The 26613-nt window shown below is 61.9% G+C and carries 30 protein-coding genes; 14 read left to right on the top strand and 16 right to left on the bottom strand.

Annotation, left to right across the window (positions count from 1 at the left end):
- Positions 1-149: 149 nt before the first annotated feature.
- From PYV00_RS21610 to PYV00_RS21590, 5 genes are all read right to left on the bottom strand, one after another.
- Positions 150-1118, bottom strand: coding sequence for a calcium/sodium antiporter (locus tag PYV00_RS21610; RefSeq protein WP_275230409.1), 969 nt, complete (start codon positions 1116-1118; stop codon positions 150-152).
- A gap of 7 nt (positions 1119-1125) precedes the next feature.
- Positions 1126-2025, bottom strand: a complete 900-nt coding sequence (locus tag PYV00_RS21605) for a universal stress protein (RefSeq protein ID WP_275230408.1) — start codon at positions 2023-2025, stop codon at positions 1126-1128.
- Positions 2026-2038: 13 nt separating this feature from the next.
- Positions 2039-4729, bottom strand: coding sequence for an HAD-IC family P-type ATPase (locus PYV00_RS21600; RefSeq protein ID WP_275230407.1), 2691 nt, complete (start codon positions 4727-4729; stop codon positions 2039-2041).
- 586 nt (positions 4730-5315) lie between these two features.
- Positions 5316-5477 (bottom strand): hypothetical protein, encoded by a 162-nt coding sequence (locus PYV00_RS21595; protein ID WP_275230406.1) that lies wholly within the window; start codon positions 5475-5477, stop codon positions 5316-5318.
- 16 nt (positions 5478-5493) lie between these two features.
- The gene (locus tag PYV00_RS21590; protein ID WP_275230405.1) at positions 5494-5913 is read right to left on the bottom strand and encodes a CBS domain-containing protein; all 420 of its coding nucleotides are present in this window, start codon (positions 5911-5913) and stop codon (positions 5494-5496) included.
- Between the two features lie 112 nt (positions 5914-6025).
- Here PYV00_RS21590 and PYV00_RS21585 point away from each other — a divergent pair, with 112 nt between their 5' ends.
- The 3 genes from PYV00_RS21585 (at position 6026) to PYV00_RS21575 (ending at position 9105) form a co-directional block, all read left to right on the top strand.
- A complete protein-coding gene (locus PYV00_RS21585; RefSeq protein ID WP_275230404.1) occupies positions 6026-6151 on the top strand; it encodes a hypothetical protein in 126 nt (41 codons plus the stop codon).
- A 348-nt stretch (positions 6152-6499) separates the two neighbouring features.
- Positions 6500-7921, top strand: coding sequence for a bifunctional enoyl-CoA hydratase/phosphate acetyltransferase (locus PYV00_RS21580; RefSeq protein WP_275230403.1), 1422 nt, complete (start codon positions 6500-6502; stop codon positions 7919-7921).
- Positions 7918-9105 (top strand): acetate/propionate family kinase, encoded by a 1188-nt coding sequence (locus PYV00_RS21575; RefSeq protein WP_275230402.1) that lies wholly within the window; start codon positions 7918-7920, stop codon positions 9103-9105. The genes PYV00_RS21580 and PYV00_RS21575 overlap by 4 nt, the downstream gene beginning before the upstream one ends.
- A 473-nt stretch (positions 9106-9578) precedes the next feature.
- On the opposite strand, the gene PYV00_RS21570 is transcribed toward PYV00_RS21575, so the two are convergent.
- The gene (locus PYV00_RS21570) at positions 9579-10343 is read right to left on the bottom strand and encodes a hypothetical protein (protein WP_275230401.1); all 765 of its coding nucleotides are present in this window, start codon (positions 10341-10343) and stop codon (positions 9579-9581) included.
- Positions 10344-10678: 335 nt separating this feature from the next.
- On the opposite strand from PYV00_RS21570, the gene PYV00_RS21565 reads away from it, so the two are divergent.
- The 3 genes from PYV00_RS21565 (at position 10679) to PYV00_RS21555 (ending at position 13820) form a co-directional block, all read left to right on the top strand.
- Positions 10679-12247, top strand: a complete 1569-nt coding sequence (locus PYV00_RS21565) for an AAA family ATPase (RefSeq protein WP_275230399.1) — start codon at positions 10679-10681, stop codon at positions 12245-12247.
- A 190-nt stretch (positions 12248-12437) separates the two neighbouring features.
- On the top strand, positions 12438-13448 hold the full coding sequence (locus PYV00_RS21560) for a 2-hydroxyacid dehydrogenase (RefSeq protein ID WP_275230398.1): 1011 nt from the start codon (positions 12438-12440) through the stop codon (positions 13446-13448).
- Positions 13449-13454: 6 nt separating this feature from the next.
- Entirely contained in the window at positions 13455-13820 is a 366-nt protein-coding gene (locus PYV00_RS21555) for a hypothetical protein (RefSeq protein WP_275230397.1), read from the top strand.
- Between the two features lie 64 nt (positions 13821-13884).
- Here PYV00_RS21555 and PYV00_RS21550 read toward each other — a convergent pair whose 3' ends face one another.
- The 4 genes from PYV00_RS21550 to PYV00_RS21535 all read right to left on the bottom strand — a co-directional run bounded on the left by PYV00_RS21550 (position 13885) and on the right by PYV00_RS21535 (position 16323).
- Positions 13885-14763, bottom strand: coding sequence for a hypothetical protein (locus tag PYV00_RS21550; RefSeq protein WP_275230396.1), 879 nt, complete (start codon positions 14761-14763; stop codon positions 13885-13887).
- Between the two features lie 91 nt (positions 14764-14854).
- Positions 14855-15181 (bottom strand): TraR/DksA family transcriptional regulator, encoded by a 327-nt coding sequence (locus PYV00_RS21545; protein ID WP_275230395.1) that lies wholly within the window; start codon positions 15179-15181, stop codon positions 14855-14857.
- Positions 15182-15257: 76 nt separating this feature from the next.
- Positions 15258-15494, bottom strand: coding sequence for a hypothetical protein (locus tag PYV00_RS21540; protein ID WP_275230394.1), 237 nt, complete (start codon positions 15492-15494; stop codon positions 15258-15260).
- Between the two features lie 199 nt (positions 15495-15693).
- Complete coding sequence (locus PYV00_RS21535; RefSeq protein ID WP_275230393.1) at positions 15694-16323, bottom strand: hypothetical protein; 630 nt, start codon at positions 16321-16323, stop codon at positions 15694-15696.
- Positions 16324-16699: 376 nt separating this feature from the next.
- On the opposite strand from PYV00_RS21535, the gene PYV00_RS21530 reads away from it, so the two are divergent.
- Both PYV00_RS21530 and PYV00_RS21525 read left to right on the top strand, forming a co-directional pair.
- Positions 16700-17812 carry a hypothetical protein gene (locus PYV00_RS21530; RefSeq protein ID WP_275230392.1) on the top strand — a complete coding sequence of 371 codons (1113 nt, stop codon included), beginning with the start codon at positions 16700-16702 and terminating at the stop codon, positions 17810-17812.
- A gap of 11 nt (positions 17813-17823) precedes the next feature.
- Positions 17824-18309, top strand: coding sequence for a hypothetical protein (locus PYV00_RS21525; protein ID WP_275230391.1), 486 nt, complete (start codon positions 17824-17826; stop codon positions 18307-18309).
- Between the two features lie 203 nt (positions 18310-18512).
- Here PYV00_RS21525 and PYV00_RS21520 read toward each other — a convergent pair whose 3' ends face one another.
- On the bottom strand, positions 18513-19226 hold the full coding sequence (locus PYV00_RS21520; RefSeq protein WP_275230390.1) for an RES family NAD+ phosphorylase: 714 nt from the start codon (positions 19224-19226) through the stop codon (positions 18513-18515).
- Complete coding sequence (locus PYV00_RS21515) at positions 19219-19902, bottom strand: hypothetical protein (protein ID WP_275230389.1); 684 nt, start codon at positions 19900-19902, stop codon at positions 19219-19221. Before PYV00_RS21515 ends, PYV00_RS21520 begins: the two co-directional genes overlap by 8 nt.
- Positions 19903-19998: 96 nt before the next feature.
- Between PYV00_RS21515 and PYV00_RS21510 the strand changes: the two genes are divergently transcribed.
- The 6 genes from PYV00_RS21510 to PYV00_RS21485 all read left to right on the top strand — a co-directional run bounded on the left by PYV00_RS21510 (position 19999) and on the right by PYV00_RS21485 (position 24351).
- A complete protein-coding gene (locus tag PYV00_RS21510) occupies positions 19999-20784 on the top strand; it encodes a GNAT family N-acetyltransferase (RefSeq protein ID WP_275230387.1) in 786 nt (261 codons plus the stop codon).
- A 154-nt stretch (positions 20785-20938) separates the two neighbouring features.
- A complete protein-coding gene (locus PYV00_RS21505) occupies positions 20939-21187 on the top strand; it encodes an AbrB/MazE/SpoVT family DNA-binding domain-containing protein (RefSeq protein ID WP_275230386.1) in 249 nt (82 codons plus the stop codon).
- Positions 21180-21563, top strand: coding sequence for a type II toxin-antitoxin system VapC family toxin (locus PYV00_RS21500; RefSeq protein WP_275230385.1), 384 nt, complete (start codon positions 21180-21182; stop codon positions 21561-21563). Before PYV00_RS21505 ends, PYV00_RS21500 begins: the two co-directional genes overlap by 8 nt.
- Positions 21564-21706: 143 nt before the next feature.
- Entirely contained in the window at positions 21707-22393 is a 687-nt protein-coding gene (locus tag PYV00_RS21495; RefSeq protein WP_275230384.1) for a type IV toxin-antitoxin system AbiEi family antitoxin domain-containing protein, read from the top strand.
- Positions 22386-23246, top strand: a complete 861-nt coding sequence (locus PYV00_RS21490) for a nucleotidyl transferase AbiEii/AbiGii toxin family protein (protein ID WP_275230383.1) — start codon at positions 22386-22388, stop codon at positions 23244-23246. The genes PYV00_RS21495 and PYV00_RS21490 overlap by 8 nt, the downstream gene beginning before the upstream one ends.
- A 103-nt stretch (positions 23247-23349) precedes the next feature.
- Positions 23350-24351, top strand: a complete 1002-nt coding sequence (locus PYV00_RS21485; protein ID WP_275230382.1) for a site-specific integrase — start codon at positions 23350-23352, stop codon at positions 24349-24351.
- Between the two features lie 30 nt (positions 24352-24381).
- Here PYV00_RS21485 and PYV00_RS21480 read toward each other — a convergent pair whose 3' ends face one another.
- The 4 genes from PYV00_RS21480 to PYV00_RS21465 form a co-directional block, all read right to left on the bottom strand.
- Positions 24382-25314 carry a 1-phosphofructokinase family hexose kinase gene (locus PYV00_RS21480; RefSeq protein ID WP_275230411.1) on the bottom strand — a complete coding sequence of 311 codons (933 nt, stop codon included), beginning with the start codon at positions 25312-25314 and terminating at the stop codon, positions 24382-24384.
- Positions 25315-25419: 105 nt separating this feature from the next.
- A complete protein-coding gene (locus PYV00_RS21475) occupies positions 25420-25797 on the bottom strand; it encodes a DUF488 domain-containing protein (protein ID WP_275230381.1) in 378 nt (125 codons plus the stop codon).
- On the bottom strand, positions 25794-26126 hold the full coding sequence (locus PYV00_RS21470; protein WP_275230380.1) for a hypothetical protein: 333 nt from the start codon (positions 26124-26126) through the stop codon (positions 25794-25796). The genes PYV00_RS21475 and PYV00_RS21470 overlap by 4 nt, the downstream gene beginning before the upstream one ends.
- Complete coding sequence (locus PYV00_RS21465; RefSeq protein WP_275230379.1) at positions 26116-26610, bottom strand: TlpA disulfide reductase family protein; 495 nt, start codon at positions 26608-26610, stop codon at positions 26116-26118. Before PYV00_RS21465 ends, PYV00_RS21470 begins: the two co-directional genes overlap by 11 nt.
- Positions 26611-26613: the final 3 nt, after the last annotated feature.

The raw sequence follows: 26613 nt of genomic DNA, 5'->3' as shown, positions 1-26613 counted from the left end.
CCAAGGGCGGCAAGACTCGGCGCTGCGGATCACCGCCGCAAGGTGGGGCTCAAGCTCCGCTTACCCATTGTCCACGATTGCGACCGAATCTTTCAGCATAGTCTTTTCCTGTTCTGGTTGACCAAAAATTCTAGCCCGTTCGTGGCGCATTACGTGCGCTGGACGATCAGATAGCTGAGATAGGCCACGTAAGCGCTCACGAAGAGGACGCCCTCGATCCGAGAAATCCGGCGTCCGCTGACGAAGACCGGAATGCAGAGCAGCGCTACGCCCAGCATGATCGGGATATCTATGCGGATCAAATGGCTGCTGACCTCAATTCCAGCGGCCGGAATGAGGCAGGTCACGCCCAGGATTACGAGGATATTGTAAACGCTGCTGCCGATCAGGTTGCCGATTGCTATGTCGCGCTCGCCGCGGATCGTGGATATGATCGTTGTCACAAGTTCAGGTGCCGATGTGCCGATCGCCACGATGGTCAGGCCGATAAAGGCATCCGACACCTTCCAGAGACGTGCAAGATCAACAGAACTTTCCACGAGCCAGTCGGCGCCGTAAACGATAATCACCAAGCCCGTTGCAAGCATCAGCATCTCGGTGGCCGCCTGACGGTTAGCCAGTCGTCGGGGGCCAAACTCACGGGCAAATTCCAGCTTGACCTTGATGCTCTCTCGCCTGGCAATACGGATGACTGCCAAGGTGAAGGCAGCGCCCATGGTGACCAGCAAAAGACCCTCCTGCCGCGAGAGCACGCCGTCCCATGCGAGAGCGAGCAGGGTCGCCGAGGCGATGACGATAACGGGTAATTCCAGACGCAGGGTCTGCAACTGGATCGCCAGCGGTTTGAGCGCCGCACTTAGCCCGAGAATCAGCAGGATGTTGACGGTATTGGTGCCAGCGATGTTTCCGACCGCGAGCGAGCCGTTGCCTTGAATTGCGGCATCGACCCCGACCGCGAGTTCCGGTGTGCTCGTGCCAAGCGCTACCACGGTAAGCCCGATGAGCAAGGGCGATATGCCCATCCGCGCGGCCAGCGCCGATCCGCTTCGCACGAGCAGTTCGGCGCCGGTGATCAAGGCCGCAAGTCCGGCGCAGATCCAGACGATCGCAAGCGTCATGATAAGTTTAGCCTGCGTTGCGCCTGTCCGGATCGGGAACGAGGAGGACATCGCCAGGAACGGAGTCGATGATTTTGCGCGCGGTGCTTCCGATCAGCGTTTCATAGACCATGCCGCCCCCATGAGTCCCCACCACCGTGAGATGGCGCCGCGAATTTTCGGCATAGTCCCGCAGAAGCGCTTCCGGCACGCCATGCTCGATCATACGGCTCACCTTGCGGGTCGCCTCGGGCGCGACGCCGGCTTCGGCCAGGAACTTGTCGGCTGCGTCCCGCCCATAGTCCTCGAACTGCTTCGCGACCTCGGACCGACCAAGATAGCCGGCAAACGGCACGTCATAGGCATGGAAAAGCGAAATACCCGTCTGCGGGAAGAACCTGAGAGCGGTCTCGAACGCAATGCGGGCGCTTTTCGAGAAATCGGTTGCGACCACCATGGAGTGATAGGGTTCAAAGGCCCTGTCGCGGACGATGAGGATCGGGACTGGCGACTTACGGATCAATCGATCCACCGTATCGCCCAGGAACATGCGCGCCAACAGTTCGTCGCGGGCGACGCCGGTGACGATCATCTCCGCATGGGATTGTCCCGCTACTTCCAGCACCACTTCCGATGGCGTCCCGATCTTGACATGGAGGGCGATGTCCACGTCAGGATCCTCACGAACCAGATCCCGATAGATGCGATCACGCACCTTCCGAACCGGGTCGGGGGGGCGGTGCCAGGACGGAAGATCCCGCAGGCTTCCGAACAGGGTAACGTCCTCAGGGGGAGCAACCGCGTGAATGACGGTGAGTTCGGCTTGCCAGGCCTTGGCGACGAGGAGCGCGCGATCGAGCGCGCGATCGCAACGATGACTGAGGTCGGTGGCCAGGGCGATGCGCTGGGGAAAGGTGGTCTGGCTCATATCTGTCATCCTCCTAATCGTTGAGTTCCCGAAACCAGCCCAGGCGGCGCATAAGATGCTTTTCGCCCTCGAGCAGGATCATGAGCGCCGCACCGGTCAGCACGAGCAGTGCAAGATCGGGCAAAGTGAGCGGGCGCGACTGGAAGATCGCGTTCATGAACGGCGCATAGGTGAAGAGCGCCTGGCTAACGATCAGGATGCCGATCGCAATCAGCACGGCCGGGGTGCCGACGGCACCGCGCCACGTCAGGGAGGTCGTGTGCAGGTAGCGGACGTTGAAGAGATAGAATATCTCCGCGACGATAAACATGTTGACGACCATCGTGCGGGCTACTTCAAGGCTGCGTCCCTGGTTGAGTGTGTAGAAGAAGATGCCCAGGGTGACCGCGGAGAATAGCGCCGACACCAGCATCACGCGCCAAAGAAGAAAGGGCGAAAGCAGGGGTGCGCCGCGCTCGCGCGGACGCCGCCGCATCGCTCCCGGCTCGGTGGGCTCGAAGGCGAGCACGAGGCCAAGGGTCGCGGCGAGGATGAGATTGACCCACAGGATCTGGGTTGCAGACATCGGCAGGGCAAATCCGAACAGGATTGCCAGAACGACCGCCAGAGTCTCGCCGCCGTTGGTGGGGATCTCCCAGGATATGACCTTTCGGATATTGTCGTAGACGGTCCTGCCTTCGCGCACCGCGCTGACGATCGATGCGAAGTTATCATCGAGGAGCACCATGGAGGCGGCTTCCTTCGATGCCTCCGTGCCTTTGATGCCCATGGCCACGCCGACGTCTGCCTGCTTGAGCGACGGAGCATCGTTGACGCCATCGCCGGTCATGGCGACAATATGGCCTTGGGCCTGCAGCGCGCGAACGATGCGGAGCTTGTGCTCCGGGCTGGTTCGGGCGAAGACAGAGACGCGATTGACGACCTCTTCGAGACCCTCTTCCGAGAGTTTCTCGACATCCAGGCCAGTCATCACCTGTGGATCGTCGGCAAGATCGAGCTGTCGGGCTATCGCCAGCGCGGTTGCGCCATGGTCGCCGGTGATCATCTTGACGTCGATCCCGGCCGAACGGCATTCGGCGATCGCTGCCTTCGCCTCGAAGCGCGGTGGATCGATGAAGCCGACAATACCGAGCAACTCGACGCCCGTCATGACATCATCGAAAGTAATCCGCTCCGCGTTGGCCGGCATTTGCTTTGCCCCGAACGCAAGGACACGTTCGCCCTCGTTTCCGGCCTGGATGATGGCGTTTTCCCAGTACCCGATGTTGCCGGGAAAGGTCATCGCGAAGACGGCCTCGGGCGCCCCCTTGACGAAGAGGATGGACGCACCGTCCGGTCCCCGGCAAAGCGTGGCCATGAAGCGGTGCGCGGCATCGAACGGAATCTCGTCGAGCCGTTTCCATTCGGAGCGCTCAATCTCGGGATCGACGGCCACCTTCATGGCCAGGGCAAACAGCGCGCCTTCCATCGGATCGCCCTCGACGCGCCATCCCTTTCCGTCGTTACGCAGCGAGGCATCGTTACACAGGAGGCCGCAGCGGATCAGCGGCATGGAAGCCACCAAGGCTTCGGCCTGATCGCCGGGACCGACAATGGTGACATGACCTTCCGGGACATAACCCGATCCGTCGGCGAGCATGGTGTGCCGGGCAGTGACGATCCGACGTGCCGTCATCTCGTTGCGCGTCAGCGTGCCTGTCTTGTCCGAGCAGATCACCGAGGTCGCGCCGAGAGTCTCGACGGCGGGGAGCTTGCGGATGACGGCATTGCGGGCAGCCATGCGACGCACGCCGATGGCGAGCGTGATGGTGATCACGGCAGGCAACCCTTCGGGCACGATGCCCACGGCAAGGGCGACGACCGCGATCAGAGCATCGACCCAATCGTAGCTCCGGGCGAAGACGGCGAACGCGAACAGCGCGATGCCGCCGGCCAGTACAAACCAGGTAAAGCGACGCGCGAACTGGTCGATCTGCTTAAGAAGCGGCGTCGCTATCGCTTCAACCGACTGGATCAACGAGCTGATTTGTCCAATCTGCGTATGGGCACCGGTCGCAACGACGATCCCGTTGGCCTGACCGGCCGCGACCAAAGTTCCGGAGAACGCCATGTTCTGTCGGTCCGCCAGGTCGGTCTCGGCAGGAAGGACCGTTTCCTGCTTTTCCGCGGCTACCGATTCGCCGGTCAGGATCGCTTCGTCGATCAGGAGACGGCGGGCATGGAGCAGCCTCAAATCCGCAGGAATGCGATCGCCGGCTTCGATGATGACCAGATCGCCCGGGACGATTTCGGAGACCGGGATCGTCTGTCGGCTTCCGCTGCGAACAACGCTCGCTTTCGGAGCGATCATCTGCTGGATCGCCTCGAGCGCTTGTTCAGCCTTCCCCTCCTGGATATAGCCGATGATCGCATTCACGATTACGACTGCGATGATGACCGCTGCATCGATCATATGGTCGAGCAAAGCGGCTGCCAGCGCGCCGGCAAGTAGGACGTAGATCAGCGTATTGTTGAACTGGGCCAGGAAGCGCAGCCACGGGCTGCGCCGAGACGCTCGGGGCAGGACGTTGAGGCCGAAACGAGCCGTTTGCCGGTCGACATCCTCAGGCGAGAGACCTGCAAGCTCCACATCGAAGATCCGGGCGATCTCGCTGCTCGGTAGCGCATGCCAGCGCACTTGTTCCAAATCGACAGGCGCCGACATCAAGCCTCCTTCAGATGAATGGGATCATGGGAATTGTACGGAAAAGCGCAGAGTGAGCGCCGTTCATTTCTGTTCCAGATCTGGCCTTCTACATCCCCCAAATGCCATCGAATTCGGGATCAACTAACTGAAGAAGCTGGGTCGATCGCAATCCGGTTATATCCGTAGAGATGCAGGTCTGGTCGGCCCAGCCTTTGGCACGAAGACAAGGTTTGTCGCCGTCCGTTCATCAGAGCGGTTTCCACACGACCTGGATCGGCATGGGATCCCTTCGCGGCTCTGATGTGCCTCAGCTTTCTGCTGGTGGCAGGAGGCCGGCATTCTGGCCGGATCGAAACGCATGGCGACCTCATCAGGGAGTTCGTTGTTGAGCAGAGCGACACGACCCTGGTCGAAATCCAGGCGCGATTGATCGCGGCGCTTCGGTCGGGATCGGTACGCTACCTCGTTTCTTCGTGCGCCACGGGATCACGCGGGAAAAAGACCGGGCATGCAATCGGGCAAGACCGTCCCGACGCCCCGAGGCAACGCCGGCATTGGTTCGACGACCAACTCGATCTGGCTCTGGAACGCGGGGATGTCGCTTTTATGAATGCCAGTGCAGATGACGGGCCGAGCCTTGTGGGCCGCACGGGCTCAACTTCGGCGCGGCCACAAGAGCGCGGATACCCCACGCCTTCGCATAGGCTGCGGCAAGGTTGCGCAGCGTCCCGACCAATCCTTGATGTTTGTGGTCGACGTCGAGCATGGCCGCAATCTGGCCGTCACACCCCCAGCACGGCGCGGAGAATGTCGGCACGACTGATCAATCCGATCAGTTTGCCGTGCGAAATCACTGGCAGCCGCTTGACGCCATGCCGCTCCATGAGGCCGACCGTATCGGCGAGCAAATCATCGCCATCAACCGTCACGAGTTCGGTCGACATGAGGTCCGCAACCCGCGCTGAACCCAGAATCTTCGTTCGCACCTCCTGGTCCGCATCACATATCGCCTCCAGCCGAAACGAGCCCCTCGCTTTGCGGAAGAAGTCTCCTTCAGAGATGATGCCACGAAGCTCACCGTCCCGCTCCACTACCGGCAGTGCGCTGATCCGATGATCAGCCATGCATCGAATTGCCTCAGCCAAGGAACTCTCCGGGGTGACTGTGGCCGCCCCAAGTGTCATGATGTCGCTTGCCTTCATGACCATGATTCCTTCCATCTTGCAGGTCTTTAGGTTTTCGAGAACCCGAAGGCTTGCTCTGCCTCCGCGGCACCGTCAGAGATTTTCCAGATTCGAAGAAGGTGTCCAGCGCATGGCCCCGATCGCGACCTGCGAACCCAGTCGTGCAGGCGATGTCGAAGCACTTCAGCGCGATTTGGCGATTGGCTTGGCAATGGCCTGCTCGAATGAAAATGTCATCGTCGGATCCTTTGCCTGATCAATGGTAAATGGCGGCCTGTCGCCGAGCCGCAACCGTCGTTGCGATCCTAAAGGAGGTCCTCACCTACGAAACATAGATATACATTTCCCAGTTGGTCCGAGGATGGGAATTGGGATGTATACGTATCGGCCTGCCGCCGCCGATCGAATAGGTGTCATCAATGGTCGCCGCACGGCAGGTGGAGGATGAACGATCGCAACGCGCTGTCGTCGAACCACTCGGCGGCCTTGGTCGGGCGCACTGCGATGGGCACGGCGGGCCGGCGACAATCATCCTCCCGCGCAGGGCGAAGATTTCCGACCTCGCGCCATCCTGCGCGGCACTGTATTCCGGAGAAAAGAGGGCATGGCAGACAGCGGATTTATCGAGAACCGAACATTTGACGAGATCCAGATCGGTGATACGGCAAGCCTGTCCCGCACATTGTCCGAGAACGATATCCAGCTATTCGCGCTGGTCTCAGGTGACGTGAACCCGGCGCATCTCGATGCCGACTTTGTACAAGCCGATTTCTCTAAGCGGATCATCGCCCATGGTATGTGGGGCGGCGGTCTTATCTCGGCAGTACTTGGCACTGAACTCCCCGGCCCTGGAACCATCTATCTCGGCCAATCGCTGCGCTTTACCCGACCGGTCGGTGTCGGCGACATCATCACCACCTCCGTTAGGGTGACGGAAAAAAAGCCCGAAAGCTGCGCGCTGGTTCTCGACTGCCACTGCGTGAACCAAGATGGCGAGACCGTCATCACCGGGCTGGCCGAGGTTCGCGCGCCCTGCGAGAAAGTTCGCCGCCCGCGTCTTGCGCTTCCCGAGGTGCGAGTAACCACGCATGACGGCTACAGACGATTGATTGAACAAACGCAGGACGGAGAGCCCATCTCCACTGCAGTCGCGCACCCCTGCACCGCCGCGGCGCTCGCAGCGGTGGTGGACGCCGCCCAAGCGCGGCTGATCGCACCCATTCTCGTCGGTCCGGAAAAGCGGATTCGGGCCGCCGCTGCCGAAGCGGGAAAGGATATTTCGGCCTTTCCTCTCGTCCCCGCCGATCACAGCCACGATGCAGCTGCAAAGGCCGTGGCGCTGGTGCGCAGCGGCGATGCGAAACTGCTGATGAAGGGGTCGCTCCACACTGACGAGCTCATGTCCGCAGTCTTGTCAGCCACAACCGGCCTCAGGACCGAACGCCGGATCAGCCACGCCTATGTGATGGACGTGCCGGAGCACCCGACGCCTCTCATTATCACAGATGCGGCGATCAACATCGCCCCGTCCCTTAAGGAAAAGGCCGACATCATCCGCAATGCGATCGATCTTGCCCATGTCATCGGCATCGCCTTGCCCAGGGTCGCCATTCTGTCGGCGGTCGAGACAGTCAACCCTGACCTGCCCTCGACGCTCGATGCGGCCGCGCTTTGCAAGATGGCCGATCGGGGCCAGATCAGCGGAGGCATCCTCGACGGTCCGCTCGCCTTCGACAACGCGATCAGCGAGGCTGCGGCACGCGAGAAAGGGATTGTCTCACTGGTTGCCGGGAAAGCGGAAGTTCTGGTCGTTCCTAATCTGGAAGCCGGGAACATGCTCGCCAAACAGCTCACTTTCCTGGGCAACGCGGATGCCGCCGGCGTCGTCCTCGGCGCGCGGGTGCCCATCATCCTCACTAGTCGCGCAGATAGCGAGCGGACGCGTCTTGCGTCATGCGCGATCGCGGCGCTGCTCTCTCGCGCCGCGCCGAAGGCCGCACCAGGGCTTCCTCAGGCTTCGGTATGAAGGCGGTCGTCAGCCTCAATTCGGGTTCCTCTAGCATTAAGTTCGCGCTCTTCACTCTGGATGACGCGGGTAATCTAGTGCATTCCGCTGGCGGCAAGATCGAGAAGATCGGAATTGAGCCGTCATTGGCGGCGCGGCGGGCGGATGGGAGCGCTCTTGTCGAGCGCACATGGAAGGACGGCGCTGACCTGACGCATGCGCAACTTCTCAAGGATCTTTTCGACTGGGCCATCGAGCATCTCGAAGGCCGGGAAGTCATGGCGATCGGCCACCGTGTGGTACACGGCGGGATGCGCTTCGCATCACCGCGGCTCATCGACGCCGATGTTCTTGCTGAGCTTGATGCGCTCTGTCCGCTCGCCCCGCTTCATCAGCCGCACAATCTGGCGGCGATCCAGGCGGTAGCCGCCCTAGCGCCGGATTTGCCCCAGGTCGCCTGCTTCGATACCGCCTTTCACCATGACAAGCCCGAGGTCGCCGGGCGGCTAGCACTCCCACGCGCGCTGCATGACCAGGGGATCCGCCGCTACGGGTTTCACGGGCTGTCGTACGAGTACATTGCCAGGCAGTTGCAGGCCATCGACGGCGAGCTTGCCGGCGGACGGGTGATTGCGGCGCATCTCGGCAACGGCGCGAGCTTGTGCGCAATGCAGGGCGGCAAGAGTGTCGACACCACCATGGGTTTCACGGCCCTCGATGGCCTGATGATGGGGACGCGCTGCGGAACACTCGACCCGGGCGTCGTGCTTCATCTCCAGACGCAATTGGGCATGAGTCCGGACGAGGTCGACGACTTGCTTTACCGGAAATCCGGCCTGCTCGGTGTTTCGGGAATATCCAGCGACATGCGGACCCTGGTGGCTCACACGAGCCCGGAAGCACAGGAGGCCGTCGAGCTTTTCATCTGGCGTGCGGCCCGCGAATTTGGTGCGCTCACGGCCTCGCTCGGGGGTGTTGATGGCCTCGTCTTCACGGCCGGAATCGGCGAGAACCATGCGGAAGTTCGTAAGCGCATGTGCGAGCGGCTCAGCTGGCTAGGTCTCTCGATCGATGCCGAGGCGAATGCCGCCAATGCCCCAGATATCTCCGCGACCGGCAGTCGTGTGAAAGTCCTGGTTATTCCGACCGATGAGGAGCGGATGATTGCCGACCACACGCTTGCCGTTCTACAATCACAGCGATGAGCCGCGCGACATTGACCCACGTGGTCGTCGGTTTGATCAGGACCGTGCCCAACTTCTGGCGATTACGCTTATCCCCTATAAGGCCGCGTTACTGGCCCTGGACATAGTCCCCGCGTTCATTGTCGGCGGATTGACGACGTTGCTGGTGTTTCGAGCACGCAGAACGAGGGACTGGTGGCGGTGATGGCTATACCGGCACGCAGGGCGCTAGCGTAGTTCGGCGATCAAGATGTCATCGTAGAGTTGGGTCTGACTGGCATGTGGGATGGTGATGCAGCGATTCTCACCCTTGCGGGGATGCCCCGGGGACATTCTCGACGGGAACACGGTCTGGCTCGCGCGAGCCTTTCCGGTTCTTGCGAGCACGGCATTCAAGGGCGTTCTGGCGCTGGGGATCGCTGGGCCTCGCTAACAGGTCTGGAAGGCATCCAGATCTTTGTTCGAGTTGGTGCTGGCCTCTGGCGCAGGTAGCGCTAGACAACGGCGGGATATTCCTCCGGCGGTGCATTTGGCACGAAATCAGGCTGGCTTGGGGTGATTTCCGGGATACTCGGCATAGGTGTTTCGCTAGGCTCATTGGGCACGGGCGCCTCGGGCGGGGCCAAAGGTTCGGTTATATCGGGCTTGGGCTCAACCCGCCGGGTATCCATGCGGGGGCTGCTCTCGCTCGGCCGCCCACGCCGGAACCTTGCCAAAGACAGCATTCCTGTCGGCGGCGGCAATTCCACCCGACGGGTGAAGCCGACGTTGAGGACGAGCGGTATCGTGATTACGGCAACGCTACCTCGGCGGGCAGTGCGGCGAAGCCGAAATCTGGCATGACAGGATTGCGCGAATTGGTGAACCCGGACGAGGCTAGCGCTGTGTGAGCCGGTCGGGCCCGCGTCCTCCAGAACGGCTGCGGGTTCCTCCCGGCTCATTCCCGTATCGGCAACGGTAAGCCACAGCCGGCGACCGACGCGCTTGGTCCGCACGATGACGCGCCTCGCAGTTGTGAGGGCTGTGCGTCCATTGGCGACAAGTTCGAAGAGCGCGGCGTCAAGGGCCGCATCATCAAGCTTGACCGGAGACTTCTCCGCCGAAACTTTTAACGCAACCTCCGCCCGATCACCGGCTTGGGCGTCGAGGAGCGATTTCAACGTCCTGAGATGCTGGTTGAGGTCGAACATACGAACCATCGGGATTTCCTTGGAAGGCAGAGTGGCGCGCGCCGAAATCTGCGGACCGGCTTCGAGCATGCAGTCCCCCACAAGTGCTATTCTGTCGCGGCGAGCAAGCTCTAGTGAATTGGGAAAGTTACGTAGCGGGTTACAGGAGCGCGTTGAGTCTACACTATGCCGCAACCTTCGTATATTTCCGGATAGAGGCGACATGGATGAGTGCCTAACTCTCGATGCGCTCGAGGGCCGAATACAGAAACGTCATTCAAGACGTTGATCACTCCCACCCCAACCAGCGATCTGGCCCTCGGGTCGTTTCCGAAGAGACCGGCGATCGTTGCCTAGGCCGGATGCTGGCACCAAGGTACCAGGCGTGCGGCACCTCGGGCCTAATGAGTCAAGCCGGTACCATCATGAACGGAATGACCCAGATGATGACCTCGTCCGCGCCAAGCGCTTCGAATGACCCTCAAGCCGAAGTGATTGCATATCTCGAGGCGCCTGGGACGCTGTGCCCCGACGACGAACTTCGCCGGATCGATACACATGCCGCTCGCATCTTCCTCGCTGGCGATCGCGCCTGGAAGCTCAAGCGGTCCGTCAGATTTGGTTATCTCGATTTTTCGAGCCCCGAAAAGCGTCGCCTTGCACTGGAGACAGAGCTTTTGCTCAATCGCCGGACCGCACCAAGCCTATATCTCGCAGTCCGTCCGATTCGGCGAAATGGTGATGGTATATTGAGCTTCTGCGATGACGGAGAACCGATCGATTGGCTGCTGGAAATGCGCCGCTTTCCCGATGATGCGCTGCTTGAGCAGGTGGCCGCGCGCGGCGCACTCACGGAACCTCTGGTTCTGCGTCTGGCGGACAAGATAAAGTCGTTTCACGATAGTGCCGAACAGGTCCGATCAAGCTTGGGCCGCGCGGGTATTGAAGCCGTTATCGCGGGAAACCAGGAGAGCATGGACGCCTTTCCTGAGATCTTGCGTTCGGATAGCGTAGGCAGTTTGATCAGGCGGCAACGGGCCTTGGCCGAACGGCACGCCCGCTTGCTCGATACGCGCGCCGCGGCGGGTCGCGTCAGGCATGGCCACGGCGATCTGCATCTCGCCAACATTGCTATAATCAATGACGAGCCTGTCCTGTTCGATTGCCTCGAATTCAGTGCCGCTCTCGCGACGATCGACGTCCTGTACGACCTGGCGTTCCTCTTGATGGACCTATGGAGGAAAGGTTACCGGGTCCAGGCCAATATGCTCTTCAACCGCTACCTCGACGTCTCACCAGAGGATGAAGAAGCAGTGGCCCTCATCCCCCTGTTCCTTTCCATCCGCGCCACCGTTCGGGCCCATGTGACGGCAGCACAGGCAAATGGCGACCCATCGAACGCCCTTCGCAAAAAGGCCGAGCAATATCTGAGTCTCGCCCACGAATTGCTCGCACCCATTCCGAACCGCCTCGTCGCAATAGGGGGGCTATCCGGGACAGGAAAATCAACGATCGCCAGGCTCGTTGCCCATGGTGTCGGGAGTGCGCCGGGGGCGCGGGTCCTACGGTCCGACGTCTTGCGCAAACGGTTGGCAGGTCTTCCTCCGGAGACTCCGCTTTCCAAGGATGCCTATTCAACCTCTGCGAGCGCGACGGTCTACGCCGAATTGGAGAGGTTAGCACAGCTGGCGGTGAACGAAGGACGATCGCTGATCGTCGATGCTGTCTATGCGAGACCTGACGAACGACGGGCGATTGCTCAGGTCGCTGCTCACAAGGACGTTCCATTCGCCGGTATTTGGCTCGATGCCGCGCCCGAGGTGTTAAGAGCGCGGATTGCTGCACGGGTGGTCGACGCGTCGGACGCAGATGTGGCTGTTGCCGACTTGCAGGCCCACTACGATCTGGGTGCAATGGATTGGCAGCGGATAAGCGCCGAAAGCGACCGTGGGGTCATCGTCGATCGGGTTCGATCAGCTTTGGCCGTGGCATGAAAGGAGGCGATCGCGGCCTGTATAGAGCACCCGACGGAAATTGCGGTTCCTTTATCTCCGATAAAGCCCTTCACGGTGGCATCCCTAGCTGACCTGGTCGTTGATGTCGCTTTTTGTCGCGAATCTGTCCGCCCGTCCTTGCGGGATGTTACTTAGTGACGGCGCTCGCGAGGATAGGGAGAAGTGCGCTGTGGATGTGACGGTTTTCAGCACACGCGGCTACGACCGCGAGTTCCTCGGCATAGCCAATTCGGCTGCCGGGACGCCGCATGTACTGCACTTTATTGAAGCGGTCCTGTCTGAGCAGACCGTCGCGCTGGCGAACGGAGCGACAGCGATCTGTGTCTTCGTGAACGACTGTCTCGATCGAGCGGTGCTGGCATCGCTTCGTGAGCAGGGCACGAGACTGGTTGCACTGCGAAGCGCTGGTTTCAACCATGTCGACCTGGAAGCCGCCGAAGCACTTGGAATAGCGATCGCGCGGGTGCCATCCTATTCGCCCGAAGCGATCGCTGAACATACGATCGCGCTGATCCTGTCGCTCAACCGAAAGCTTCACCGGGCCTATGTTCGGGTGCGCGAGGGGAATTTCGCTCTGGACGGTCTGCTCGGCTTCGATCTGGGCAAGCGCACAGTCGGGATTGTCGGGACCGGCAAGATCGGCGCGACCGTGACGCGTATCCTCAGCGGCTTCGGATGCCGGATTCTCGCTTTCGACCCCTTGCCCGATGTCGACCTCATCGCTTCCGGCGTTGAGTATGTCACATTCCCAGAGCTTCTGCAGCAGGCTGACATCATTTCCATCCACTGCCCGCTTACGCCGCAAACCCATCATTTGATCGATGGGCGAGCGTTGCAGTCTATTCGGCCGGGCGCGATGCTAATCAATACAAGCCGCGGAGCCGTGGTCGATACAAAAGCGGTTATTGAAGGCCTCAAATCGGGTAAGATTGGGTCATTGGGGCTCGACGTCTACGAAGAGGAAGGGGACCTATTCTTTCGTGACCTCTCCGACGAAATGCTGCAGGACGATGTCTTCGCCCGGCTTCTTACCTTCCCGAACGTGCTTATCACCGGGCACCAGGCGTTCTTTACCCGTGAGGCCCTCAGTGCGATCGCCGAAACGACGATAAGGAACATCTCGACCTTTGAGGCGACCGGACAGGCGAAGTACCAGATCGGTACCGAACTGCTCGCCTGAGGACACATGGTTTCGGTGCCGCAGCCAGGCCCCCTACGAGAACTCAAAAACCCGTTCGCGCTAGCTCAAGTTCGCGTGGATTCTGGTGTTGTAGCGCCTGCTGTGCATTCTCACCCTGATCGTGCCAGTGACCTCATCGAGCAGGTCAACGAACTTGTTCGCCGCCTCAACCGGCAGATCGGGCGCGCTGTGTTGTTTGAAGCCAAGGCACTCATCCCGCACATGAGCCGCCTTCCGGGGAGCGACGGCAAGGCGAAGATGAGCAAATCGCAGAGGAATGCCGTGCCGCTGCCCGCCAGCGACGATGAAATCGCGGCGGCGGTGCAACACATGTACACCGACCCGCATCATCTGCGCGCGTCCGATCCGTGAGCGTCGGGTGGATCTGAGCCGTGATCCCGACACCATCATGGACATATTGCGCAGCGGCGCGCGATCAGGATTGCAGCAGGGTCTTTTCGAGCCAGCGGATCAAGGTACCGTCCCTCCAGTTCGCTGCGGTCACTATAAAATCTGTGGGTCCGCCGGTGGCGGCATGAGAGGCGTGTGTCTCGTCGGCGATCGCCAGATGGATGGTGGGTATGGACCGACCCAGTGCTGGAAGGCTGAGCGTGAACCGGCTCGGCGCCTGACCGGAGAACGGTTCTACGCGCCGGATCGTACAGTCGATACCGTAGGCGTCGAGGGTTTCCTGGAGATGCTCGAGAGCGCGGAGCACGTCACGGTCGAGGTCTGAACCGACGGGCACGAGCCGACGGGCGTGATATATGGGTATGGCACAGGCCTTCACGGCCTGCGGCCGGCCATCAGGCGCGACATCGCACAGGACGAGCGCCAGGAAGGGGCCGCCACTGGTTTGGCCCGCCATCTCGATTCCATCGCGGACGCGCAGCGGCTGCCGTTGCGGCAGATAGAGGAGAGGCGAGCGGATATCGGCCGCGTACAGCAGAAGAAAGCCCGGGCCAATATGGCCAGCGGCGCGGAGGCGGCGCAGGCTTGACGAGACGGCGCCGGAGTGGAGGGGCGTGGCGTGCGTCCACAGATGGTCGGCCAGGCTGATGGTGGGGATCACCTCGAAATCCCGCGCGGCGGCGAACAGGTCATCCATCGCGTCGGTGATCGAAGGATAGCCGGGAAAGGCCGCAGGCGCCGGGATGATGTGGCCGCGAGCGGCTTCGATCAGGCATGCGAGCAACCCCGCGAGGCCCGTCACCGAAGAGTTGCCGGGCATTCCAGGTAGGGGAGGGACGTCGTCGTGCGACAGCGGGAACCGCCGGCGGTGCGAAATTGGCGCTGACGATCGCTGGTCGGTCAAGTTCCCCGCCGTGGCATGCTGAAAGCGCGAAGGCAAGACGTCGGTTCTCAGCCTGCCAGCCACAGGGGGGCAGTTCGCTGATGAAGGAGTTCTACTGCTCGCTCCGGGCGCATTCGATGCATAGCGCGGCTTCCGGGCGGGCCTCAAGGCGAGCTGGCGCAATATCGGTGCCGCAACGGACGCATTCGCCGTAGGTGCCCTTCTCGATCCGGTCGAGCGCCCGGCTCACCGATGCGATCTCGCGGTCAACGAGGGCGGCCTGACCCTCGAGCGCGGCATCGTCTTCCATTTCCACGGCTTGCTCGGAGGAGTCGGCGTTCAGCGGTTCCGCAAGATCGGTCTCGATCCGGCCCTGTCTGCCGCGAAGCTCGGCAAGCCGTTCTTCGAGCCGTGCTCGGACGGCGGCGCTGTCGGTCATTGGGTGCTTCCTTTATCTGGGCGAGCGCACACCGTGGGCGCGTCTGTCGGTGCGTCGGCGGATAGGGACGGGCCGGCTAGAGGGCTTTCTTCAAGCGCTGATATGCATGGCGCAGCTCATTGCCGAGATTCTGCAAGGCTGCCGTGATGTCCGCGCCGCTCCTGTGAAGGCCGACTTGCGTCACGAAGTGCTTCCACTTGGTCTCGACGTCTTCCCACTCCTGCTTCGCTTCCATGGTTCCGAGGTGGACCTGGACCTTGGCTTCGTCCCGCAGTTTGGTGAGGTCCCTTTTCAGATCGTCGAGTGCGCTCACGTCGGTTCTCCTTCTCCGGCAAGGCGATGCCGCTTCATTTCACTACCGATAGGGAGCGGTGGATGCGCTACGTAATGCACCGGATGCTGGGCGATCGGCCGGGTCCGATCGGTCCATCACCGCCGGGCGCAGAACGGTGCGAGGCAGGCCCGGCCTGCCTCGAGGTCGCTCCGCTTGAGTGAGCGCGAATGCGCCGCGTTCAGCGCTTGGGGCGCTGGGGACGCTGGAGGCGAATTTCGGCGAGCAGCGTGCTGAGATGTCTTTCCGCCTCAGCCGCCCGGCTTTCGGGATAGGCGGCGGTCATCCTGCCGCTCCAGTAGCCATAGTCGACTGTCGTCAGGCTGAAATGCCATGGTTGGCCATCTCGCATGCCGGTAAACGTGCCGCGATAGGCTTCGAGCCGCGGCTGCGTCGGGATTTTGGTCGGCCCCTCGGAAAGGAGGGTCGGCGCCGAGAAGAAGGACATGGACCTTTGGCGCATGATCGAAAAATGGTCACGTGCCGACATCTTGTCGATGTGGACGATCGCGATCCTCACGACGATGCGGTCCTCGCCTGTTCCGAGCGGCCGGTCATAGCCGATCGCGACATATTCGCCGCTAGGGTCGAATGCGCGTTCGTGCAGCCGTTTGAAACCGGCGAATTCCGCTGGAAACCGAAGGCCGCTCGCGAGATGGACAAGCGTCGTCCCGTCCGGGGCCAGAGCGAACCCGTCAGGGTTCTCCGCTGAAGCTGCGGCGGTCTCTGCGGCCGGAGCGGAGGCCAGCGCCGGCGATGCCAGAAACAGGGCGAGCGCGGCGAAGGGAGACAGGGTAGAAATGATCGTCACGATGAATCCTGGGCCCAGTTTGATTGTGGCAAGGTGTTTGTCGTCGTTATTTGGCCGGACTCGCACCTGAAATTGGGGACTATACGTATCGAACGTCTTCCATCGATGCTCTGTCGGCCATCGTCAAGGCGATTGGAAGGGGTCGGAATGAATACGGTGCCGACTTCTTGATCAGGTGAACACCCGCACAAGGAAAAGGAGGCTTGTCGCCGAACCGAACGCTCTCGCCACGCACGCCGCTGCATATCCGCAAGCCGACGCCATCGCCTGTCGCCGGCCTTGGAAGCGAACGACGCGTCGCATCTCAAGTTGTCTGTGAAACCCAAATCCCTGAAGTAAGGCAGCGTGAGCCAGATGGATGACGGAGCGGAGCAAAGTGGAAGGTAAGAAGCCGCGTGATGGCGATCCGATGTTCATCTTCGCCGAATTGGCGGGGCCAGACGACGGTACGGAGCCCCGCACGCTCAGCTTTGCCAATGCCGAGGTTCAACCTCTGGATTATGGCGCGCTGCGCGATGCACGGTTGCACCGGCCGCTCGCTATCCCCTTCGTGTGTCGGAACGGTCAGGTGGTCGATACGACGATCGAGGGCATCGATCCTGGCAAGCGCGTCAGCGCTTCGGCGACGCTCGAAAGTCCGTTTACGTCCCATGCCATCGGTCTGGTGAAAGGCGGGTGGTTGCCGTCGGCATTTGCCGTTGCGCACCAGAACACCACAGTCCTGGTCGATCGTAATGTCGTGACGCAGATCGTTGGACGTTTCGAGAACGGGCAGGCGCGGCGTAGTGACAGGGATTTTCTGGATCTGTTCGCCGATCAGCCGATCCGCATCAACCCGTTGCTCTATGCGATGGAAGGAAATGGCAGGACGATCCCGACGAAGGACGAGGCGCAGGCCCAACTGCTGGAGGTCGAATCCAAACTGCGGTCGGCTCTCCCGCATGCCGAGATTGCCGTGGGTCCCGATAGCCTCAAGGGAATCCTGGGCCTGCTCGACGATTCGCGCGGCGCGATGGAGGGCAAGCAAATATTCCTGCGGCACATTGCGCCTGCACTGACGTCGCCTGTGGCAAGAGGGGCCGTCGAGGAACGCTGGCGCGAGGTGGTATCGGCCGCCGATCTTTTTGGCGTGCGGCGCAACTCGCTGGTCGTGCTGGCTGCGCTGAGTGCGGTGGCCGTTCCCAATGGCCGAAGCCCGGCCAGGCGGCTGCTCAAGTTTCGCAACGGCTATACCGCGGGAGATGCCTATAATGCGCTGGCGGACCTTCGCGCGATCGAGATTTTCGTGTCGCTGCTCGCTCTGTTCCCGGACGAAGCGATCCAGCTTTGCACCGCCGACAAAAATCTTGCGTTGCTCTGGGTGGGGATCCAGGCGTCGGATTTTGAGCATGGCGGGTCTGGATTCAGCTATGCGATGACGCCTGTCGAGGATCTCTTTCCCGGCGAGACGGGGCGTGCGTGGGAATCTGTTGTCGAGGGGGAAAGGTGACATTCTGTCCGTTGTCGATTGATTGGGGAAACGCTGCGGACTGGGCATCGGCGGTCGCCAGTGCCGGTGCGGTCTTCGCAGCGCTCTGGATCGCGTTCGGGCAGGAGCGCAATGCGCGCAAGCTGCGGCAACTCGCGAGGAACGAGGAGCATGAACGAAAGGCCCAGCTCGTGTCCGAGGTCATCCGCCTGACGGCGGCCATCGAGGCGGAGGCGGCGCCCGGTGCTCGTGTGGTTGACGTCGGCGGAGGCCGTGCCGATGGATTGGTTTCCCAGAAGGACGCCATTGAGGGTCTGCGTCTCCAGTTGCGCGCCCTTCAGCAGTTTCCGCAAACGGATCCGCGAATCTATGGCGAAATCGGCCGCATTATCCAAGAAAGTGAGTTGCCGGCAGGTTTTGTATCGGGCGGGACGTCCTATCAGGGGCTCCTCCTCCGGGGTCTGGCGGACAGGTTGACAGCGCGGCGCGAGACGTTGGTCGGTCTTTTGGGGGCATAGGGCGCGCCAGAACAGATACCGAACCGGAAAATCGGGTTTGCCTGTCTTCCGAGAACCGGCGGAGACTGTGTTCGATTGTCTCGAGGCGAAATACCGCGCGATGGGCGAATGATCGTCGAACTGGCCGAATTCACTGGATAAGCTTTTGATCAGAAGCCAATCCATCAGGAACGCGTATTACGTGCTCTATGGCCTGAAGCGAACTATTTGCCGGTGAGCTTTACGCCGATGCGCCCCGCCAGCGTGACAATGTCGGCGTAGGTCGCGGCGTCGTTCACGATATCTACTGCAGGTGCATGCGCGGTTAGCGGCGGCTTTCCGACCCGATCCCCGAACAGCACGATCGCCAGTGATCGGTCGTCCTGGCGCGACACCCAGCACAAACCCTGCACATCGGCGCATTGTGCGTGGATTGCCTCGGCCCATTTTCGGGTCTGCGGATAGATGTCTTTTTCGCTCTCGATCAGTTCGCCGCGCTTGATCCCGAGGTTACGCAGCGCGGTGGCGCTGAGATCGACGAGCATGAGGTTGGTCGTCGAGAGCACCTTCGAATAATGGTGTTTTTTGAGCTTGCGCTTCGCGAGGGACTTCAGTCCGGGCACGAACGGCACGTCATGAAAGACCGATTCCATCGCCGCACAATCGAAGGTTTCGCCGCCATAGATGGTCGGGATCGCGTTGCCCTTCGCGTCGCAAATGGGGCTGAAGCGCGCGTTGCCCTTCGGACCGGGATTGAACTCGTCGCTCCGGAATTGGTCCTGATGGATGCGGTGGATAACCCGGGCTTTCGGCCAGGCGATCGTGCGTACCAGCCTGGCCAGGTCGGCCGGTGGCGTCGGTATGACGATTGCCGTCCCCGCGGTGGTGGGTGGGGCATGGCCAGGCGTCGGGGTAGCGATGCCCTTCTTCCTAGCCATGCAGCACGCCGTCGATCTCGTCTTCAGCGGCGGCCAGCACGCGCTCGGGATCTCGTTTGAGCAGGTCCATCGGTCGCACGCCGCCCAGGAAGCTGTTCACCGAGGCGAACCAGATCGCGATGTCCCAGTCCTCGAGATCGTTTCGAAACCGGTTGAGAACGGGCGCGAGCCCCTTCAGCGGCCGGTATCCCGCGTCGGCGTCAAGGGCGTATCCTGGATAATAGTCGACGCCCTGCTGGCGAAAGGCGAAGATTTTACCCTCGCGCTTCCACTTGTTGGGCTGTGCGCTCGCATTTCGACCGCTGAAGCCAGCAAGTTCCGAAAGCTGCGCGGCGGTCAGCCATTCGGCCGAACTGAGCACCTCGGTCCGTGCCTCGGCATTCATCCGCGCCTCAGCGACAACATGCTGGGGAGGCGGCACCTGTGGCACGAGCGCATCGATGAGCTTGTCGAGCGTCTCCTGGTCGCGTCGGACGAGCCGCGCGAGAATGAGCGGGGTGATAAGCGTGACGGCCTGAGCGAGCGCCTGCCGGAGCTTTGGAGTGCCGTGTTCCAGAGTGAGCGCGACAACCTGGTCATCGCCAGCCGACCCAAGCTTCTTGCGCACCTCGGCGGCCGTGCCAGAGAGGGTTTCGAACGCGACCGCGCCTGCCTCGTCGGGATAAGTCGTTGCCATGAGTCGATCCAATCAGATATGTTGGATATGGATATAGCACGATATCCTAAATAATCCATCTCGATCATGCACGATGGCTGTTGCAGGGGGCGAAAATTGACGATCGAAATCGTACCGGCGACCGAGGCGACGATGGCCGAGGTCGAAGCATGGCTCGATGCCGAGGAGGCCGCTCACGTCGCCGCGAATAAGGCCTGGGAAAGCGATTATTCCGTCGAGGTCCCGCAACGCGGTTTCCGCTGTAATTGGGACGAAACGAAGCGCCGCTGGCGGGACGACGAAGCACCGGTGGCCATTCTGATCGTCGGCGGCGAAGCCGTCGGATTTCAGGGGCAAGGACTGTTCGAAATACGGCCCGACCTGCGCCGCAAGGGGTATGGGCGCATCCTCGCCGAGCACATGATCGCTTCCACAATCAGCGAGGGCGGCTCGGTCATCGAAATCGGTATCGCCCCTATGACCGCGCAGCCCTTCTGGGAGAGCATCGGGTTCACGCGCGTTCCAGGGAAAAGTCATCACGGCTCTGGCGCCTACGCCTATAGGATGCTGCCGCGGACATTCGAGCTGACCAACGGAGTGCGGGTCCCGTACCGGATCTCATTCTTCTCCGCCGAGGAACGATATCGCGATTGTCCCAAGGCCTATGCGGTATGCGAAGGGTCAGCTGAACGCCTTTCGAACGGCAGCCTGCAATTGCCCCAGCGAGCGATTTGCTTCGATCCCGAAGAAAGGCGGCCGAGCGATACCTTTGTCCGGATCGAGGTCGCCGGCGAGGAAGTCCACTTCGACAAGGCCAAGTACGCCAACAGCGAAGCACTGGGGGTGAAGCGCGACCGGGATGGACGATACTACCTCGATCGCATCGAACCTGCGCCCGAGTGAACTCCGGCAGCGTCAGCGCCGATACCGTTTCGCCCCCATAGCTGCGTCCGATAAATGCGATTCTCGGACATAATATACATGTCACCACAGATGTGTATGGAAGTGTCTAAAGCGACATGCTATATCAATCTCGACATCAATCCGGGAGCGTGTCATGACCGCATATAAAGGCCGTGTTGTTTCAGGGGGCCGGCTGCAGATCCCCGCCGACGTCCGCAAGGAACTCGGCCTGGCCGATGGTGATGATGTCCGGCTGGAGGTGGTCGACGGTGAACTGCGAGTGCGTTCATTGAAGTCTGCGCTCACGCGCATCCGGGCGATGGTTCGCGAGCATGTGCCGCCGGGTGTCAGCCTGGCCAAGGAACTGATTGCCGATCGTCGCGCGGAAGCCGCGCGTGACTGACTATGTCCTCGACGCTTCAGCCGTGCTGGCGGTCATTCAGGAAGAGCCAGGCTCTGATCGGGTCGAACCGCATCTACGAACAGGGATAATCAGCGCGGTCAATCTCGCCGAAATCGTCAGCAAGCTCCAGGAGCGCAATTTCAGCGACGCCGAGATCGACGAAGTCCTGCAACTGCTCGTGCTCGACGTCCACTCTTTCGATGAGCAGGCTGCAATCGCGGCGGGAAAGCTACGCACGGCGACGCGCGACGCGGGATTGTCGCTCGGTGACCGGGCCTGCCTGGCGCTTGCGGCCGAGAGCAACGCCACGGCGCTCACCACGGATCGCGCCTGGGAAAAGTTGAAAGTACCGATCGCCATCGAACTTGCACGCTAAACCATGATGACCAGCCCTGTTCCTATTCGTTCGTAGGTCCTGCGGTTTCGGTGATCAGCTGAAGCGGAAGCTGGTCGCCCCTACCCTCCTCTCCCGGCATAAAATTCTTGAAACTTTCATTCTTTGGAAGTATCGGGAATTTTATGAGCGCCCTCGCCTCTGCCCTGTCCGATGGAAAGCTCGCCGGCCGCGTGTTCGATGAACGCCAGCTTGGCGAAGCGGTCGGCGGCGGCGCCGCGCGCCGCTATGCGCTCGTCAACCGCGCGCTCAAGGATGGTTCGCTCGTACGGCTGAAGCGCGGAACCTATCTCCTCGCCCAGCCCTCGCGAGCGGAGGCGATCCATCCTTTCGCCGTGGCGCAGACTCTCGTTCCCGGCAGCTATGTCTCGTTCGAGACCGCCCTCGCCCATCATGGCTGGATCCCCGAGGCGGTCTATACCACCGCGAGCGTGACACCGGGGCGCAAGTCGCTGGAGTTCGACACGCCGGTCATGGGCCGGTTCACCTTCCATCCGCTCGCCATCCACGACTATCAATTCCTGGTTGGCGTCGAGCGGCAAAGGTTCGGCGCCCTCACCGCCTTCGTCGCGAGCCCATTGCGCGCGCTTCTCGATCTGGCCGCGCTGCGCAAGCAGCGCTGGACGGGGCTTGACTGGCTCACGCACGGGCTGCGTATCGACGAGCATCATCTTGTCTCGCTCAAGCGCAAGGCGCTGGCGAAGATGAAACCCGTCTACAAGCACAAGCTGGCCGGTGACTTCCTTCGCGCGCTCGAGCTTGCCGTGCAGGCAGGCGGATCGCCCTCGCCCGCGGGTCGGTCCGATGATTGACATGCTCCAGAAGAAGCTCCGCGACTATGGCGCGACCAATGCGCTCGAGGAGGAGAACGCAATCAAGGAGATCCTTCAGGAGATCGCGCTCTATGCGCTCTGGCGCGCGGATTTCTTCGAGGTCGCCCTGTTCCAGGGCGGCACGAGCCTGCGCATCCTGCATGCCCTTCCCCGGTTCTCCGAGGATCTCGACTTTTTGTTGCGCGTGCCCGATCCTGATTTCCAATGGGCGCGCTACCTTGCCGCGCTCGTCGACATCTTCGGCCAGTTCGGGTTGAAGCTCGATGCCCAGCCCAAAGACAAGATGGACCGGGTCATCCGCGAAGCGATCCTAAAGGACGACTCGATTGCGAACCAGCTCAACCTCAGTTTCGCGGGGTCAGGCCGGGCCAGGACGATCAGAATCAAGCTCGAGATCGACACCAACCCGCCGGCGGGCTCCGGTGAAGCGACGACCTTCCTCGACTTCCCCGCCGACTACGAGGTGCGTCACCAGGATCTCGCGTCCAATTTCGCGCTCAAGATCCATGCCTTGCTTTGCCGACCCTATCTGAAAGGCCGCGACTGGTTCGACTTCTCCTGGTACGTTGCCAATGGCGCCTATCCCAACCTTGAGCTCCTTGCCGCAGCGCTGCTGCAGACGGGTCCATGGCAAGGCCAGCGCGAGTTGCAGGTCGACGGCGCGTGGCTGATCGCCGCGCTGCACGCGAAGATCGCGGCCATCGACTGGAACGCGGCCGCCGCCGATGTGAGCCGCTTCCTGCGACCGGCCGAGGCGAAGTCGCTCAGCCTGTGGAGCGAACGTTTCTTCGGCGCCAAGCTCGACCAACTCGCCAAGGGCGCGGCGCAATGACGTCTGCGCGCACCGCCCTTGCCGGCCCAAGCACCGCGCCGCGTGCCGGCAACAGGGCGGGCAAGGCCGACCGCCCCCGAGATGCTGCAGGAAAGGACGGCTGATGGGCGGTGGACGGCTTGCGGTTTCGACCGATCTGCCCGCCGATCTTCTCGCCGAGATCGAAAGCGCTCGCGATACGCTGGCGGCCGCCAAGGCCGCTTCGACACGCAAAGCCTATCAATCGGACTGGGATCGCTTCTGCGACTTCTGCGACGCGCGCAATATCGAGGCCCTCCCCGCGCATCCGGACATCGTGGCGCTGTTCGCTCACATCGAGGCCGAGACGGGTATCGCGCCGGTGACGATCGGGCGCCGTGTGGCAGCCATCAATCACCATCACAGGGAAGCTGGCCTCGCGTGCCCCACCGCGCGCGACGGCGCCGGCGTCATTGCGCAGATGCTGGCAGGGGTTCGCCGCAAATATGCACGGCAGAAGGAGCAGAAGGCCCCGGCGCAAGCAGAGGTTCTCAAGGCGATGCTGGCGACGATTGCAGGCTCGGGCCTGCGCGCCAGGCGCGACCGGGCAATCCTGGCGATTGGGATGGCCGGAGCGTTTCGCCGATCGGAGATCGCCGGCATGCGGCTGCCGGACCTCCTATTCGTGGCAAACGGTGTGCGGATCACCGTTCCCAAGTCCAAGCGCGATCAGAACGCGGAAGGTCAGACTATCGTCATCCCCGAGGGGCGGTTCATCCGACCCGTGACCCTGCTGAACGACTGGCTCGCGGCCGCCGATCTGAGCGGGCCGGATCCGCTGACCGGCAAAGCCCGCCAAGGCCCGGTGTTCCGCCGTCTGACGCGCGGCGATGCCGTGACCGACGATCCGATCACCGACAAGACGGTGGTGCGTCTGGTGAAGGCCTGCGCGGCCGCGGCAGGCCTAGACCCATCGGTCTATTCGGGCCATTCGCTCCGCGCCGGGTTCCTCACCGAGGCGGCGTCGAAGCGGGCGAACCTGTTCAAGATGAAAGATCATTCGCGGCACAAATCGCTCGACACCGTCGCCGACTATGTGCGGGACGCGGCGATGTTCGATGATCATGCCGGTGATCAATTCCTCTGATATCCCATTGTCATCGGTTCGCTGCGATATTCAGGGGATTTGCGCAACCTGCTGATAGAGCCGCTGGATGTCGCTTGGCCTGGCGAGATCGTGTCCCGGGCCGATGACGGCAGCGGCACCGGCGGCAATTCCGAAACGGAACGCTTCGGACAGATCCCAGCCAATCGTGATCGCAAAGAGCATGGCCGAGAGGAAGCTGTCACCGGCACCAACCGCGCTCCTCGCCTCGATGGGGGCGGCCGGCAGAAAATACTGTCCCGCGGAATTGGCGAGGAGCGCCCCGTCATGCCCCATGGTTACCGCGACATGGGCGGCTTGCCCTGACTGGACGATGGCCATCGCGGCGTCGGCGATCTCGTCGGGGTCGGTGAGGCCCAGTCCGGTGAACTGACGCAGTTCGCCGATGCTCGGTTTGACGAGGAATACTCCGCCCTCGCCGAGACCGCCGTTCAGGCCGGGGCCCGAGCTGTCGAGAACGACCGGAATCCCCCTGCGCCGCATCAAGGCCACGACCCGACCGTAGAAGTCGCCGGGCATGCCCGGCGGCAGCGAACCGCTGAGGACCAGGAATTTGCATTGCACATGTTCGAGTTGGTCGAGGCAGGCCTGCCATTCGGCCGGTTTGATCGTCGGTCCGGGCGGGGTGAAGCGGTACTCTTTACCGGTTTCCAGATCGAGCACGGCGGATGCGACGCGGGTGTGGCCCTCGATCGGGATCCGGTTACGGACGAGTTGGTGAAGGTCAAGCAGCCCGTCGAGCGCATCGCCGGTAGCACCGCCTGCGAGATAATAGCTGCGCGCGTTGCCGCCGAGACGAACGAAGACCCGGGCAACGTTGATACCGCCGCCGCCTGGGCTGTAGAATTCGGATTTCGTGCGCATCTTGCGCGTGTGGTACAGGCGCTCGACCTCGTAGGCGACATCGAGCGTTGGGTTCAGGGTCAGGGTTGCGATATTCGTCATGGCGCCATTGAGCGGCTGCAACACCCATCTGGTCTATCCGCAATATCCCAAATCGCCATGCGGGCGTCAGAAAGCGAATACCGGCGCGGCCGCCGCTTCGCGTGATCAGCCAGCGCGCTGGAAACGATATCCTCGTTCGGCGAGATATTCGGCAAGGACCACTGCTTGATTGGCGTGCTCGTCATGGGCGCCGTAGAGCAGCGTCACATCGCCTTTTCCAGCCAGCGCGCAAATTTCGGCTACCGCGTCCGGCTGTGCTTCAAGCTCCCGGCGGTAGCGATCTCGAAACTCGGCATAACGGGACGGATCGTGACCGAACCATTTCCGCAGCTCGGTGGAGGGCGCGATCTCCTTGAGCCAGAGATCGAGCGCGGCGGCTTCGCGGGTCACGCCCCTGGGCCAGATCCTGTCGACCAGAACACGCTGGCCGTCATTCCTGGCGGGAGGCTCATAGATCCGCTTGATGCGAAGAGCGCCCTTCATCTGCCGTCTCCAATTCTGCCGCCGATCCAGGCCGGTGGATCGCTCGCCGGAAAGGATTCGATCGAGGCTTCGTCGATCTTGTCGATGAGGTCGCCGCTGGCGATCTCTATCCGCACCTGCCGACAGATTTCGAGAATGAGGCTGGAACGGATCGCGCCGTCCAGGCGGCCCGGGTCTCCTTCTGCCAGGCAACTCGAGAAGCGCTGATCGACGACCTCGCCGACAAGATCTTCGAGCGGGCGGTCGTCCGCGTGGAGGCGCCGGGCGATGGAGCGCACCGTATCGAGGAGCTGCTCCGGATCGATGCGATCGTCATAGTCATGGGTCATGAGACGGCTCCGGTTCTGTCAGGAGAAAGGCGATATCGGCGCCGACACGCAGATCGTCCTCGGTTCCGAACGCCTGTTTGCGCAGTCGCCCATGACGGTCGATCAGGATGAGCGAGGGCGTCCCCTGCATCGCATAGGCCGCCATGGTCTGGGGGATGGGGCCGGGAGTGCCTGGGCGATCCACGCCGATCGGAAAGGTCAGGCGATACTCGCGAATAAAGACCGCGAGAGCCTCCGGAGGCATCACCTCATGATGCTCGAACACCGTGTGAAGCCCGATGACGGCGAGGTGTTTCGGATCGAAGGCGCGCGCGATCCGCTGTGCCTGGGGGAGGCCGCTCGCGACGCAGCCCGGACAGAGCATCTGGAAGGCGTGAAGGGCGACGACCTTGCCGCGCAGGGCCTGCAGGGTTGGCGGGGTATCGGCGTTGAACCACCGCTCGACGTGCCAGTCGGGTGCGGGAGAGGCGGTGGTTCCATCCATTCT

This window comes from Novosphingobium album (ex Liu et al. 2023) (genome assembly GCF_029076845.1).
In the GTDB taxonomy this organism is placed as follows: Bacteria; Pseudomonadota; Alphaproteobacteria; order Sphingomonadales; family Sphingomonadaceae; genus Novosphingobium.
The sequence above is the reverse complement of the archived record's forward strand: the minus strand, read 5'-3'. Positions and strand labels throughout refer to the sequence as shown.

Coding starts and splice junctions, on each gene's coding strand:
- PYV00_RS21495 (WP_275230384.1), top strand. CDS start 21,707: ATGAGCGCCCTCGCCTCTGCCCTGTCCGATGGAAAGCTCGCCGGCCGC.
- PYV00_RS21605 (WP_275230408.1), bottom strand. CDS start 2,025: ATGAGCCAGACCACCTTTCCCCAGCGCATCGCCCTGGCCACCGACCTC.
- PYV00_RS21590 (WP_275230405.1), bottom strand. CDS start 5,913: ATGAAGGCAAGCGACATCATGACACTTGGGGCGGCCACAGTCACCCCG.
- PYV00_RS21610 (WP_275230409.1), bottom strand. CDS start 1,118: ATGACGCTTGCGATCGTCTGGATCTGCGCCGGACTTGCGGCCTTGATC.
- PYV00_RS21480 (WP_275230411.1), bottom strand. CDS start 25,314: ATGACGAATATCGCAACCCTGACCCTGAACCCAACGCTCGATGTCGCC.
- PYV00_RS21575 (WP_275230402.1), top strand. CDS start 7,918: ATGAAGGCGGTCGTCAGCCTCAATTCGGGTTCCTCTAGCATTAAGTTC.
- PYV00_RS21545 (WP_275230395.1), bottom strand. CDS start 15,181: ATGACCGACAGCGCCGCCGTCCGAGCACGGCTCGAAGAACGGCTTGCC.
- PYV00_RS21555 (WP_275230397.1), top strand. CDS start 13,455: ATGGTTTCGGTGCCGCAGCCAGGCCCCCTACGAGAACTCAAAAACCCG.
- PYV00_RS21515 (WP_275230389.1), bottom strand. CDS start 19,902: ATGGCAACGACTTATCCCGACGAGGCAGGCGCGGTCGCGTTCGAAACC.
- PYV00_RS21580 (WP_275230403.1), top strand. CDS start 6,500: ATGGCAGACAGCGGATTTATCGAGAACCGAACATTTGACGAGATCCAG.
- PYV00_RS21595 (WP_275230406.1), bottom strand. CDS start 5,477: ATGCTCGACGTCGACCACAAACATCAAGGATTGGTCGGGACGCTGCGC.
- PYV00_RS21475 (WP_275230381.1), bottom strand. CDS start 25,797: ATGAAGGGCGCTCTTCGCATCAAGCGGATCTATGAGCCTCCCGCCAGG.
- PYV00_RS21585 (WP_275230404.1), top strand. CDS start 6,026: ATGGCCCCGATCGCGACCTGCGAACCCAGTCGTGCAGGCGATGTCGAA.
- PYV00_RS21465 (WP_275230379.1), bottom strand. CDS start 26,610: ATGGATGGAACCACCGCCTCTCCCGCACCCGACTGGCACGTCGAGCGG.
- PYV00_RS21470 (WP_275230380.1), bottom strand. CDS start 26,126: ATGACCCATGACTATGACGATCGCATCGATCCGGAGCAGCTCCTCGAT.
- PYV00_RS21490 (WP_275230383.1), top strand. CDS start 22,386: ATGATTGACATGCTCCAGAAGAAGCTCCGCGACTATGGCGCGACCAAT.
- PYV00_RS21485 (WP_275230382.1), top strand. CDS start 23,350: ATGGGCGGTGGACGGCTTGCGGTTTCGACCGATCTGCCCGCCGATCTT.
- PYV00_RS21600 (WP_275230407.1), bottom strand. CDS start 4,729: ATGTCGGCGCCTGTCGATTTGGAACAAGTGCGCTGGCATGCGCTACCG.
- PYV00_RS21520 (WP_275230390.1), bottom strand. CDS start 19,226: ATGGCTAGGAAGAAGGGCATCGCTACCCCGACGCCTGGCCATGCCCCA.
- PYV00_RS21570 (WP_275230401.1), bottom strand. CDS start 10,343: ATGCTCGAAGCCGGTCCGCAGATTTCGGCGCGCGCCACTCTGCCTTCC.
- PYV00_RS21565 (WP_275230399.1), top strand. CDS start 10,679: ATGAACGGAATGACCCAGATGATGACCTCGTCCGCGCCAAGCGCTTCG.
- PYV00_RS21505 (WP_275230386.1), top strand. CDS start 20,939: ATGACCGCATATAAAGGCCGTGTTGTTTCAGGGGGCCGGCTGCAGATC.